Annotated in this window: 9 protein-coding genes and 1 tRNA gene; 7 read left to right on the top strand and 3 right to left on the bottom strand. The window is 70.8% G+C overall.

All coding sequences use genetic code 11. From position 1 onward, the window contains the following. Positions 1-19: 19 nt before the first annotated feature. Positions 20-766, bottom strand: coding sequence for a YebC/PmpR family DNA-binding transcriptional regulator (locus MET2598_RS0129045; RefSeq protein WP_018263237.1), 747 nt, complete (start codon positions 764-766; stop codon positions 20-22). 367 nt (positions 767-1,133) lie between these two features. Here MET2598_RS0129045 and MET2598_RS0129040 point away from each other — a divergent pair, with 367 nt between their 5' ends. Continuing rightward, positions 1,134-1,535, top strand: a complete 402-nt coding sequence (locus tag MET2598_RS0129040) for a MucR family transcriptional regulator (RefSeq protein ID WP_012336212.1) — start codon at positions 1,134-1,136, stop codon at positions 1,533-1,535. 71 nt (positions 1,536-1,606) lie between these two features. On the opposite strand, the gene MET2598_RS0129035 is transcribed toward MET2598_RS0129040, so the two are convergent. Beyond that, positions 1,607-3,031: a multicopper oxidase family protein gene (locus MET2598_RS0129035; RefSeq protein ID WP_018263236.1), complete on the bottom strand. Its 1,425-nt coding sequence runs from the start codon at positions 3,029-3,031 to the stop codon at positions 1,607-1,609. Between the two features lie 204 nt (positions 3,032-3,235). On the opposite strand from MET2598_RS0129035, the gene MET2598_RS0129030 reads away from it, so the two are divergent. The 5 genes from MET2598_RS0129030 to lon all read left to right on the top strand — a co-directional run bounded on the left by MET2598_RS0129030 (position 3,236) and on the right by lon (position 9,935). Next, a tRNA-Leu gene (locus MET2598_RS0129030) sits at positions 3,236-3,320 on the top strand. Between the two features lie 171 nt (positions 3,321-3,491). After that, complete coding sequence (tig, locus tag MET2598_RS0129025; protein WP_018263235.1) at positions 3,492-4,949, top strand: trigger factor; 1,458 nt, start codon at positions 3,492-3,494, stop codon at positions 4,947-4,949. Between the two features lie 113 nt (positions 4,950-5,062). Then, positions 5,063-5,689, top strand: coding sequence for an ATP-dependent Clp protease proteolytic subunit (locus MET2598_RS0129020; protein ID WP_012336215.1), 627 nt, complete (start codon positions 5,063-5,065; stop codon positions 5,687-5,689). A gap of 275 nt (positions 5,690-5,964) precedes the next feature. Next, positions 5,965-7,236, top strand: a complete 1,272-nt coding sequence (clpX, locus tag MET2598_RS0129015; protein WP_012336216.1) for an ATP-dependent Clp protease ATP-binding subunit ClpX — start codon at positions 5,965-5,967, stop codon at positions 7,234-7,236. A 278-nt stretch (positions 7,237-7,514) separates the two neighbouring features. Then, the gene (gene lon / locus MET2598_RS0129010) at positions 7,515-9,935 is read left to right on the top strand and encodes an endopeptidase La (protein WP_012336217.1); all 2,421 of its coding nucleotides are present in this window, start codon (positions 7,515-7,517) and stop codon (positions 9,933-9,935) included. A gap of 133 nt (positions 9,936-10,068) precedes the next feature. Here the strand turns inward: lon and MET2598_RS0129005 are convergent, their stop codons facing one another. Further along, complete coding sequence (locus tag MET2598_RS0129005; protein ID WP_012336218.1) at positions 10,069-11,574, bottom strand: bifunctional ADP-dependent NAD(P)H-hydrate dehydratase/NAD(P)H-hydrate epimerase; 1,506 nt, start codon at positions 11,572-11,574, stop codon at positions 10,069-10,071. 179 nt (positions 11,575-11,753) lie between these two features. Between MET2598_RS0129005 and MET2598_RS0129000 the strand changes: the two genes are divergently transcribed. Further along, positions 11,754-12,092 (top strand): P-II family nitrogen regulator, encoded by a 339-nt coding sequence (locus tag MET2598_RS0129000; RefSeq protein ID WP_012336219.1) that lies wholly within the window; start codon positions 11,754-11,756, stop codon positions 12,090-12,092. The last annotated feature ends 68 nt before the right edge of the window (positions 12,093-12,160 follow it).

Here is a 12,160-nt window from a genome sequence, read left to right as displayed (position 1 = left end):
CTCCGCCCCGGCGCGCCGCTCAGTCCTGCATCCGGGCCATCAGCGCGTCCGAGACCGCGAAGTTCACGAAGACGTTCTGGACGTCGTCCTGGTCCTCGATCATCTCGACGAGGCGGATCAGCTTCTCGCCGGTCTCGTCGTCGACCTCGACGGTGTTCTGCGGGCGCCAGACCAGGGCGGTGCGGCGGGGCTCGCCGAAGCGGGCCTCGAGGGCCTTGGCGACCTCCCCGAGGGCGCCCTGCTCGCAGGTGACCTCGTGGCCGCTCTCGTCCGACTTGACGTCGTCGGCGCCCGCCTCGATGGCGGCCTCCAGCATCGCGTCGGCGTCCGCCACCTTCGCGTCGAAGGCGACGAGCCCGACCCGGTCGAACATGAACGAGACCGCGCCCGTCTCGGCGAGGCTGCCGCCGGCCTTGGTGAAGGCCGAGCGCACGTCCGAGGCCGTGCGGTTGCGGTTGTCGGTCTGCGCCTCGACGATCAGCGCCGCCCCGCCCGGGCCGTAGCCCTCGTAGCGGATCTCCTCGTAATTCTCCCCTTCCCCGCCGGTCGCCTTCTTGATCGCGCGCTCGATGTTGTCCTTGGGCATGTTCTCGGCCCGGGCCGCCAGCATCGCGGCGCGCAGGCGCGGGTTCATGGCCGGGTCCGGCACGCCGAGCTTGGCGGCCACCGTGATCTCGCGCGCGAGCTTGCCGAAGACCTTGGAGCGGACCGCGTCGACGCGGCCCTTGCGGTGCATGATGTTCTTGAACTGCGAATGTCCGGCCATGGCACTCCCCGGGGCGACGGGCCTGGCGGAACCTCCGCAGCGGAAGCGCTCGACGCCGGGCCCTCGGTGAAACGGGACCGCGTTATAGAGGGGCTGCCCGCGAAAGCACAATCGGGCGCCCGCGCGGGCCGGTCGAATCCGGCCCGCCCGGATCCCGGCGCGCCGGGCTTCCGCTGCAATGGCTGTATTACCTCAGCGCATGGCCGAACAACACCGTTCCGGCTCCGCCGCGCCGCCCTATGTCTCCGTATCGGAGTGTGGCTGAAGCGTTTCCGTGGTGTAAGACTGTCGCATTCGCTAAAATGAATATTGACGTCTGCATCTCGGGAACGCATGGGGCTGGCACTCTGCGAACCGGAGCATATGAATGCAGGACCAAGATCAAGAAATCGGTCTGATCGAGCAGGCCACGGACATTGTCGCGGCCTACGTGTCGAACAACTCCGTGCCCGTGGCGGACCTGCCGAGCCTGATCAGCGCCGTCCACACCTCGCTCGTGCGGCTCCGCAACCCCGCCCCGGCCGAGCCGGAGAAGCCGGTCCCGCTGATGCCGATCAAGAAGACGATCACGCCGGACTTCCTGATCAGCCTGGAGGACGGGCGCCAGTACAAGTCGCTGAAGCGTCACCTCTCGACCCGGGGGCTGACGCCCGAGCAGTACCGGCAGAAGTGGGGCCTGCCGCCGGACTACCCGATGGTGGCGGCGAACTACGCCGCGCAGCGGTCGGAACTCGCCAAGTCGAGCGGGCTCGGCCGTCGCCGGGCCTGAGCCGGGGCGCTCCCTCCCCGGCGGCGAGGAGGGAGCGGCCTTCCCGGGGCGCGCCCCGGGCGCCGCCCCCCTCAGGTCACCTCGAACGAGGTCCACAGCCCGGTGTCGAACCGCTCCAGCGCCGTCGCGCTCACGAGCCAGCGGCCGGGATTGTCCGCCAGGAAGGCGATCCGGGCCGTGCGTCCCTCCAGGAGCTGGAACGTGTCGAGCCAGTAGGGCTCCCAGCCGTCGTCGAGCGGGTGCAGCAGCCGGAAGACGTGGCCGTGCAGGTGGAGCGACTGCGGGAAGGCGGTCTGGTTGGTCAGCGCCAGCACCACCACCGAGCCCCGCTTCACCGAGAAGAGCGGCGCCGCGCCGGCCGTCCCGGCCGCCCCGTTCACCGTCCAGATCCGGGCCGGGTCGCCCGCGTAGGCCGGCGGCGCCTCGGGCCTCGCCTTGTCGAGGGTGGCGCCCCCCGCGAGGGTCAGGTCGCGCCGCACCGCGTTCTGGAGCTTGATCTCCGGCGGCAGCAGCGGGTTCTCGCCGATCGCCGCGACGGGCGGGCGGGCCGGCAGCGCCTCCCCCTCCGGCGTCACCACGGCGAGCGGGATTCCCGGCCCGATCAGCGCCGTCACCGTGCCCCCGCCCTCCTTCCCGGAGGGCACGTCGAGGAGCACGTCGTAGCGCGTGCCGGGCGGGAAGGGCAGCGTCGCGCGCAGGGGCTCGAACGTGTCGGTGGGCTGGCCGTCCACCGCGGCCACCCAGACCTTGAGCTTGTCGAAGCGCAGGCGCGTCGCCCGCGCGTTGCAGGCATTGGCGAGCCGCAGCCGCAGCCGCGCCCCCGGCGGCGCCGCGATCGCCTCCGGCCCCGGCCGCCCGTTCACCGTGAGCGTGTTGCCGAGCCGCCCGGAACTCGCCGCGAAGGGCAGCGGCCCGAAACCCGCGAGCGTCCCGTCCGGCTCGAGCCGCCAGTCCTGCAGGACGAGCGGCACGTCCCGGTCGACGACGGGGGGCTTGGCCTCCTCCACCACCAGCAGCCCGGCGAGGCCGCGCCCGGCCGGCTCGCTCGCGCCGCCCACGACCAGCGGCCGGATCAGCGCGGTGCCCGCGTCCGGCGGCGTGAAGGCGTAGAGGAAGCTCGCCCCCGGGGCGACCGGCGCCTGCGTGACGCCGCCGACCCCGTCCATGGCGTTGGCGTTGCGCACCCCGTGCCAGTGCAGCGAGAGCGGCTTGTCGGTGCGGTTGTCGAGGCGCAGCCGCACGGCCTCGCCGCGCTTCACCCGCAGCACCGGCGGCACCGATCGGCCGTCGAAGGCCCAGACCGGCGTCTCCGCGGGCGCGTCGGGCCGCAGCCGGGCGGTGGCCGGCGCCGCCGTCAGGATCCGGGGTTCCGGCGCCGGAGCCGGGCCTCCCGGCGCGGCCGGCTGGGGCGCCTGCGCGCGGGGACGGGCGGGCACCAGGGCGAGGGCGGCGCCCGCGAGGAGCGCCCGGCGCGTGGGCGGGGAGGACGGCGTCATGACACCTCGGCAGGTTGCGGTTGCGGGCCGGCGCGGCGCTGGCCTTGTAGCGGGCGCCGCCCGGGCAGGCGAGCGCCCCCGAAAATCGCTCCCGGCGCGGCCCCCGGGCGGTTCCGGCGGCGGCCCAAAATTCTTGCTGCGCGCCCGCGAGACCATGCTATAGAGCGCCGCCCGAGCGCCGCGGCGATCCCGGGGGCGCGCGTTGCGGGCGTGGCGGAACTGGTAGACGCGCTGGATTTAGGTTCCAGTGACGAGAGTCGTGGGGGTTCGAGCCCCTCCGCCCGCACCATTCCGCCGGGCTTTCGGCGCCGCGGGGGACATCCGCCGCAAGGCGACACGACGGTTTGGCTTTTCACATCAGGGCCGGCCCGCCAGACTGACGGTTTCCGTCGCACGGTGCCTCTCGACGCCGTCCGGAACCCGCGGGCGGACCGGATTCGAAAGAGGCGGAACGACGACGATGCAGGTGACCGAGACCAAGTCCGAGGGGCTGAAGCGCGAGTTCCAGGTGGTGCTCGCCGCGGCCGAACTCGAGGATCGGCTGACGACCGAACTCGCCGGCATGAAGGACAAGGTCCAGCTGAAGGGCTTCCGCCCCGGCAAGGTGCCGGTCGCCCATCTGCGCCGGGTCTACGGCCGCTCGATCATGGCCGACGTCGTCCAGAACGCCGTCAACGAGGCCAACCAGAAGATCCTCGAGGAGAACAAGCTCAAGCTCGCCCTCGAGCCGCAGATCAAGATGCCGGAGGACAAGGCCGAGATCGAGAAGGCCCTCGACGCCAAGGCCGACCTCGCCTTCCAGGTCGCCCTCGAGGTGATGCCGACCTTCGAGCTGCAGGACCATTCCGACATCACGGTGACGAAGCCGGTCGCCACGGTCTCCGACGAGGAGGTCGAGACCGCGCTCAAGCGCATGGCCGAGCAGAGCCGCTCCTACGCCGACCGCCCCGAGGGCAGCGCCGCCGAGACCGGCGACCGCGTCGTCATCGACTTCGTCGGCCGCATCGGCGGCGAGACCTTCGAGGGCGGCAGCGCCGAGGATGCCGACCTCGACCTCGGCTCGAACACCTTCATCCCGGGCTTCGAGGACCAGCTCCTCGGCGCCAAGGCGGGCGAGGCCCGCACCGTCACGGTGACCTTCCCGGAGGGCTACCCGGCCGAGCACCTCGCCGGCAAGGAGGCGGTGTTCGACGTTACCGTGAAGGCCGTGAAGGCGCCCGGCGAGGCCCAGATCGACGACGAGCTCGCCAAGACCTTCGGGCTGGAGAACCTCGACGCGCTCAAGGACGCCGTGCGCAAGTCGCTCGCCAACGAGCTCGACGCGCAGTCGCGCCGCCGGGTCAAGAAGGCGCTCCTCGACGCGCTCGACGCCCGCTACGCCTTCGACCTGCCCCCGACCCTGGTGCACCAGGAATTCGCCGCGGTCTGGGCGCAGGTCGAGGCCGACCTGAAGTCCCGCGGCAAGACCTTCGAGGACGAGGGCACCACCGAGGAGAAGGCGCAGGGCGAGTACCGCCGCATCGCCGAGCGCCGCGTGCGCCTCGGCCTGGTCCTTGCGCAGGTGGGTGAGACGGCCGATATCAAGGTGCCGGACGAAGAGGTGAATCAGGCGCTGATCGCCCGGCTGCGCCAGTTCCCCGGGCAGGAGCGCGAGGTCTACGACTTCTACCGCAAGAACCCGCAGGCGATGGCCGAACTGCGCGCTCCCCTGTTCGAGGAGAAGGTGGTTGACCACGTCCTCGGTCAGGTCAAACTCGTCGAGGAGCCCGTCTCCAAGGAGGCGCTCTTCGCCGACGACGAGGACGAGGCGGCCGAGGCCGCCGCGCCCGCGTCCGAGGCCGGGGCCTCCAAGGGGGTGACCTCCGAGGGGGTGACCTCCGAGGGCTCCGCGCCCAGCCACGAGACCGGCGCGGCCTGATCCGGCCCGCGGCCCTGACAGGGGCGGCGGACCGGACGACCCGCGGGCTCACCGATTCGCCGTGACCCCGGCCGCAGCGGCGCGGCCGGGCCTACCAGAACCAGGGCCACCCGATGAGAGACCCCGTCGAATTCTACAACAGCGCGCTCGTCCCCATGGTGGTCGAGCAGTCGAGCCGCGGCGAGCGCGCCTTCGACATTTACTCGCGCCTGTTGCGCGAGCGCATCATCTTCCTGACCGGGCCGGTCGAGGACTACTCCGCCTCGCTCATCGTGGCGCAGCTGCTGTTCCTCGAAGCCGAGAACCCGAAGAAGGAGATCTCCTTCTACATCAACTCGCCGGGCGGCGTGGTCACGTCGGGCCTGTCGATCTACGACACGATGCAGTTCATCCGCTGCCCGGTGGCGACGCTCTGCGTCGGGCAGGCGGCCTCGATGGGCTCGCTGCTCCTCGCCGCGGGCGAGCCGGGCCACCGCTTCGCGCTGCCGAACGCGCGCATCATGGTCCACCAGCCCTCCGGCGGCTTCCAGGGCCAGGCCACCGACATCCTGATCCACGCCCGCGAGATCGAGGCCCTGAAGCGCCGCCTCAACGAGATCTACGTGAAGCACACCGGCCGCGACTACGACGCGATCGAGCAGGGGCTGGAGCGCGACAATTTCATGACCGCCGACGCCGCCAAGGAGTGGGGCCTCATCGACGAGGTGCTGCAGAAGCGGGCGGAGACGCCCGCCGCCTGAGCCGGGACGCCGACCGCCCATCCGCGGGCCCGCCCGGAACGGGCCGGGGCCCTGGCGGATTAACCACCCCGCGGGCGATGCGGCCTTTTGGCGAGGCCGCGTCGCTTTCGCGGGATTGATCCGGAGGTGGCTGCGTGTTTGCATCAGCGTTCTGCGTCGGACACCCGACGCACGTGCGGCGAAGGCGGTGACTGTTTCTTTAGTCGGGTGTCACTATCTAGAGGGACGCGGCCTCGCCCTCGCGGCGTGGGCCCGTCGGGGACTTGGAGACCCATATGAGCAAGGCTGGCGGCAACGACTCGAAGAGCACGCTGTACTGCTCGTTCTGCGGCAAGAGCCAGCACGAAGTCCGCAAGCTGATCGCGGGACCGACCGTCTTCATCTGCGATGAGTGCGTCGAGCTGTGCATGGACATCATCCGCGAGGAATCGAAGTCCTCGCTGGTGAAGTCGCGGGACGGCGTACCGACCCCGAAGGAAATCCGTCGCGTCCTCGACGATTACGTGATCGGGCAGGATTTCGCCAAGAAGGTGCTGTCGGTCGCGGTGCATAACCACTACAAGCGGCTGGCGCACGCGGCGAAGCACAACGACGTCGAGCTCGCGAAGTCCAACATCCTGCTGATCGGGCCGACCGGTTCCGGCAAGACGCTGCTGGCGCAGACGCTCGCCCGGATCCTCGACGTGCCCTTCACGATGGCGGATGCGACGACGCTGACCGAGGCCGGCTACGTTGGCGAGGACGTCGAGAATATCATCCTTAAGTTGCTCCAGGCCTCCGACTACAACGTGGAGAGGGCCCAGCGCGGCATCGTCTACATCGACGAGATCGACAAGATCTCGCGCAAGTCCGACAATCCGTCGATCACCCGCGACGTGTCGGGCGAGGGCGTGCAGCAGGCCCTGCTGAAGATCATGGAGGGCACGGTGGCGAGCGTGCCGCCCCAGGGCGGACGCAAGCACCCGCAGCAGGAATTCCTGCAGGTCGACACCACCAACATCCTGTTCATCTGCGGCGGCGCCTTCGCGGGGCTGGAGCGGATCATCTCGGCCCGGGGCAAGGGCACCTCGATCGGCTTCGGCGCCACCGTCCAGGCCCCGGACGACCGCCGCACCGGCGAGATCTTCCGGGCCGTCGAGCCCGAGGACCTGCTGAAGTTCGGGCTCATTCCCGAATTCGTCGGCCGCCTGCCGGTGCTCGCCACCCTGGAGGACCTCGACGAGACCGCCCTCAAGCGGATCCTGCAGGAGCCCAAGAACGCCCTGGTCAAGCAGTACCAGCGGCTGTTCGAGATGGAGAACGTCGACCTCACCTTCCAGGAGGAGGCGCTGACGCTCGTCGCCCGCAAGGCAATCGAGCGCAAGACCGGCGCCCGCGGGCTGCGCTCGATCCTGGAGAGCATCCTGCTGGAGACGATGTACGACCTGCCGGGCCTCGACTCGGTCGAGCAGGTGGTCATCGGCCCCGAGGTGGTCGAGGGCAAGGCGAGGCCCCTCTACATCCACGGGGACCGCGCCAAGGACGCCCCGGCGAGCGTCAGCGCCTGAGCCCTCCGAAGGCCGCCGCCCCGCGGCGGCCTTTCGCGTCTCGAGTTCCCATGTCGAGTTCCCATGCGGCCGGGGTGGCACGGCGCTTGAAAGTCGCAGCGCCGGAAACCACCTGAGAGCAGAACGCGGCGGCCGCATGCTCACTCGGAGGTGCGGTGCCGCGGCCCGGCCGCCACTCCCTCCGACCCCTGCGGCCCGGTCGGCCCCCCGTTCCGCGTGCTTTCCCCTGATCCTCGAAGGCGCGGAGCGTCGGGAGTCACCATCAAGGAAGTCAGTCAATGACCCAGCCGAAATCGCGCCAGCCCGTCGTTCCCGGGTCGACCGGGACCTACGCGGTCCTGCCGCTGCGCGACATCGTGGTCTTCCCGCACATGATCGTCCCGCTCTTCGTGGGACGCGAGAAGTCGATCCGGGCGCTCGAAGAGGCCGTGCGCGCCGACCGGCACATCCTGCTCGCCACCCAGGTCAACGCCACCGACGACGACCCGGCGACGGACGCGATCTACACGATCGGCACCCTCGCCTCGGTGCTCCAGCTGCTCAAGCTCCCGGACGGCACCGTGAAGGTGCTGGTGGAGGGCGCGGGCCGGGCCAAGATCCGCAGCTTCGTGCGCTCCGACGAGTACTACGCCGCGGAGGCCGAGGCCCTGCCGAACGACCTCGGCGACCGCATCGAGGCCGAGGCCCTGGCCCGCTCGGTGATCTCGGAATTCGAGAACTACGTTAAGCTGAACAAGAAGATCTCCCCCGAGGTGGTCTCGGCGGTGATCCAGATCGACGAGCCCTCCAAGCTCGCCGACACGGTCGCCTCGCACCTCGCGGTCAAGATCTCCGACAAGCAGGCGATCCTCGAGATCCCGACCGTCGCCGAGCGGCTGGAGCGCGTGCTCTCGCTCATGGAGAGCGAGATCTCGGTGCTCCAGGTCGAGAAGCGCATCCGCACCCGCGTCAAGCGGCAGATGGAGAAGACCCAGCGCGAGTACTACCTGAATGAGCAGATGAAGGCCATTCAGAAGGAACTCGGCGACGAGGACGGCCGCGACGAGCTGGCCGAGCTCGAGGACAAGATCGAGAAGACCAAGCTGTCGAAGGAGGCCCGCGACAAGGCGATGGCGGAGCTGAAGAAGCTGCGCCAGATGTCGCCGATGTCGGCCGAGGCGACGGTGGTGCGCAACTACCTCGACTGGATGCTGGGCATCCCGTGGGGCAAGCGCTCGAAGATCAAGAAGGACCTCGTCGGCGCGCAGAACCTGCTCGATTCCGATCACTTCGGGCTCGACAAGGTCAAGGAGCGCATCGTCGAGTACCTCGCGGTCCAGCAGCGCGCCAACAAGCTGACCGGCCCGATCCTGTGCCTCGTCGGACCGCCCGGCGTCGGCAAGACCTCGCTCGGCAAGTCGATCGCCAAGGCCACGGGGCGCGAGTTCGTGCGCATGTCGCTCGGCGGCGTGCGTGACGAGGCCGAGATCCGCGGTCACCGCCGGACCTATATCGGCTCGATGCCCGGCAAGATCGTCCAGTCGATGCGCAAGGCCAAGACCTCGAACCCGCTCATCCTGCTCGACGAGATCGACAAGATGGGCATGGACTTCCGCGGCGACCCGTCCGCGGCGCTGCTCGAGGTGCTGGATCCGGAGCAGAACGCCAGCTTCAACGACCATTACCTGGAGGTCGATTACGACCTCTCGAACGTGATGTTCGTGACGACGGCGAACACGCTCAACATCCCGCCGGCCCTGCTCGACCGCATGGAGGTGATCCGCATCGCCGGCTACACCGAGGAGGAGAAGCTCGAGATCGCCCGCCGCCACCTGATCCCGAACGCGCTCAAGAAGCACGGTCTGGCTGAGAAGGAATGGTCGATCGACGATGACGGGCTGCTGCTGCTGATCCGCCGCTACACCCGCGAGGCGGGCGTGCGCAACCTGGAGCGCGAGCTCTCGAACCTGATCCGCAAGGCGGTCAAGGAGATCCTGATCTCCAAGGTCGTCCGGGTGGCGGTGACGGACGAGAACCTCGACACGTTCCTGGGCCCGGCGCGCTTCCGCTACGGCGAGGTGGAGACGGACGATCAGGTCGGCGTGGTCACGGGCCTGGCCTGGACCGAGGTCGGGGGCGAGCTGCTCACGATCGAGGGCGTCATGATGCCCGGCAAGGGCAAGATGACGGTCACCGGCAACCTGCGCGACGTGATGAAGGAATCGATCTCGGCGGCGGCGTCCTACGTCCGCTCGCGGGCCGTCGATTTCGGCGTCGAGCCGCCGCTGTTCGAGCGCCGGGACATCCACGTCCACGTGCCGGAGGGGGCGACCCCGAAGGACGGGCCCTCGGCCGGCATCGCCATGGCGACGGCGATCGTCTCGGTCATCACCGGCATCCCGGTGCGCCGCGACATCGCCATGACCGGCGAGGTCACGCTGCGGGGCCGCGTGCTCCCGATCGGCGGGCTGAAGGAGAAGCTCCTGGCGGCGCTGCGGGGCGGCATCAAGACGGTGCTGATCCCCGAGGAGAACGCCAAGGACCTCGCCGACATCCCGGCGAGCGTGAAGAACGGGCTGGAGATCGTGCCGGTCTCGCGCATGGACCAGGTGCTGCAGAAGGCCCTGGTGCGGCTGCCGGAGGCGATCGAGTGGGACGAGACGCTCCCCGCCACGCCGGCCCGGGGCGAGGACGACGCCTCGGGGCTGGTCGCCCACTGACGGCCGCGGCGCCGATCTGAGCGGATGAGAAGGGCCCCGGACGGTGACGTCCGGGGCCCTTCCGCTTGAACGGGTGCGGGCGCGCCGCGCAGGCTTGTGATCCGGGATCCGCTTTGATCAAGCGGATCCCGGATCACGCCCCCGGAGGCTCCCAGCCCAGCAGCCCGGCCAGCACCCGGGGCATCAGCTCCGGCAGGTCCTCGGCGATCAGCCCCGGCCCGTGCCGCCGCCCCGCCTCGGCATGCATCCAGACCGCCGCGCAGGCCGCCTCGAAGGCCGGCATCCCCTGGGCGAGGAGCCCCGTCACCAGCCCGGTGAGCACGTCGCCCGAGCCGGCCGTGCCCAGGTAGGGCGTGCCGTTGCGGTTGATCGCCGCCCGTCCGTCCGGCGCGGCGATCACCGTGTCGGCGCCCTTGAAGACCAGGACCGCGCCGAGGAAGGAAGAGGCCGCCCGCGCGCGCTCCAGCTTCGAGCCCGGCGGCACCGCCGCGACGTCGTCGAACAGGCGCCCGAACTCCCCCGCGTGCGGGGTCAGCACCGCCCGGGCGCCGCCGTCGCGCAGGTGCCGGGCGAGGTCCCCGGCGCGGCCCTTGAAGCTCGTGAGCGCGTCCGCGTCGAGCACCAGGGCGCGGCCCGCCTCCGCGGCCACCCGCACGATGTTGCGCGTGGCGCCCCCGGTGCCGAGGCCCGGCCCCGCCGCGATGGCGTTGAGGCGCTCGTCCACGAGCAGGTCCTCGAGGTCATCCGCCCCGTTGCAGACCCGCAGCATCACCGCGGTGAGCTGGGCCGCGTTCTCGGCCAGCGCCGCCTGGGGCGAGACCAGCGTGACGAGCCCGGCCCCGATCCGCAGCGCGCCGCGCGCCGCCAGCCGCGCCGCGCCCGTGCGGGTCGCCGGTCCCGAGACCACGACGGCGTGGCCCCGCGTGTACTTGTGGCTGGCCTCGGTCAGCCGCGGCAGCTGGGCGCGCCAGAGGTCCGGCCCGTTCGCGAAGGTCCGGGCCCCGAGCCCCGCCACGACCGCGTCCGGGATGCCGATCTCGGCGAGCGTCACCGGCCCGCACAGGGCGCGGCCCGGCAGCAGCAGGTGCCCCGGCTTGAGCCGCGCGAAGGTCACGGTCTCGCTCGCCTGGACGGCGACGCCGCGCGGCGCGCCGCTGTCGCCGTCGAGGCCGGAGGGCACGTCGACCGCCAGCACCGGCACGCCCGCGCCGTTCACCCGCTCGATCAGGGCCCTCGCCTCCCCGTCGACCGGTCGCGACAGGCCGGCGCCGAACAGGGCGTCGATCACGAGGTCGAACCCGGCCGGATCCGCCGCCGCGGCCTCCCCGACCGCCCCGCCCCACTCCGCCGCCGCCCGGGCCGCGTCGCCCGAGAGCGCGTCGCGGCTGCCGAGCAGCGCCACCGCGACGCCGCGCCCCGCCGCCGCCAGCCGCGCGGCCGCCACGAAACCGTCGCCGCCGTTGTTGCCCGGCCCGCACAGGACCAGGATCCGGGTGCCGGGCGGCGTCCGCGCCAGCGCCCGCGCGGCCACCGCCTCCCCGGCCCGGCGCATCAGCGCGAAGCCCTCGGTCCCCGCCGCGATCGTCGCCGCGTCGGCCCGACGCATCTCCGCATTGGTCAGCAGCTCGGTCATCGCCATACCGGCCTTCCCCCGACATCCAGGCAGGTCTCAGGACGCAGCAGCTGCACAACAATCGCGCAGGATGCGCCTTTTCGTTGAGCACTTCTCACGGCACGCCCTGGAAATCCTCGTGGCGGTCGTCGCGGCGCGATGGTAGGAATGCGGCCGGAACCGTTGCAGAACCAGGCCCGCCCGGCATGAAGAAGATCGAAGCGATCATCAAGCCCTTCAAGCTCGACGAGGTGAAGGAAGCCCTCCAGGAGGTCGGCCTCCAGGGGATTACGGTGATCGAGGCGAAGGGATTCGGCCGCCAGAAGGGCCACACCGAACTCTACCGCGGCGCGGAGTACGTGGTCGATTTCCTCCCCAAGGTGAAGCTCGAGATCGTGCTGCCCGACCACCTCGTGGACGGGGCGGTTGACGCCATCCGCAAATCCGCGCAGACCGGCCGCATCGGCGACGGGAAGATCTTCGTGTCGTCGATCGAGGAGGCCATCCGGATCCGCACGGGTGAAACGGGCGCCGACGCGATCTGATTTCCCTTGACCGTCTGACCTCCTCCCGGAATGAGATGGCGCGGCCGCGCGTGCGGTCCGCGGCGTTG

The sequence above is a fragment of the Methylobacterium sp. WSM2598 genome (genome assembly GCF_000379105.1).
GTDB lineage: Bacteria > Pseudomonadota > Alphaproteobacteria > Rhizobiales > Beijerinckiaceae > Methylobacterium.
Note: the sequence above shows the minus strand (reverse complement) of the source record. Positions and strands in the feature narration are given on the sequence as shown.

Coding starts and splice junctions, on each gene's coding strand:
- MET2598_RS0129000 (WP_012336219.1), top strand. CDS start 11,754: ATGAAGAAGATCGAAGCGATCATCAAGCCCTTCAAGCTCGACGAGGTG.
- MET2598_RS0129035 (WP_018263236.1), bottom strand. CDS start 3,031: ATGACGCCGTCCTCCCCGCCCACGCGCCGGGCGCTCCTCGCGGGCGCC.
- lon (WP_012336217.1), top strand. CDS start 7,515: ATGACCCAGCCGAAATCGCGCCAGCCCGTCGTTCCCGGGTCGACCGGG.
- MET2598_RS0129040 (WP_012336212.1), top strand. CDS start 1,134: ATGCAGGACCAAGATCAAGAAATCGGTCTGATCGAGCAGGCCACGGAC.
- tig (WP_018263235.1), top strand. CDS start 3,492: ATGCAGGTGACCGAGACCAAGTCCGAGGGGCTGAAGCGCGAGTTCCAG.
- clpX (WP_012336216.1), top strand. CDS start 5,965: ATGAGCAAGGCTGGCGGCAACGACTCGAAGAGCACGCTGTACTGCTCG.
- MET2598_RS0129005 (WP_012336218.1), bottom strand. CDS start 11,574: ATGGCGATGACCGAGCTGCTGACCAATGCGGAGATGCGTCGGGCCGAC.
- MET2598_RS0129020 (WP_012336215.1), top strand. CDS start 5,063: ATGAGAGACCCCGTCGAATTCTACAACAGCGCGCTCGTCCCCATGGTG.
- MET2598_RS0129045 (WP_018263237.1), bottom strand. CDS start 766: ATGGCCGGACATTCGCAGTTCAAGAACATCATGCACCGCAAGGGCCGC.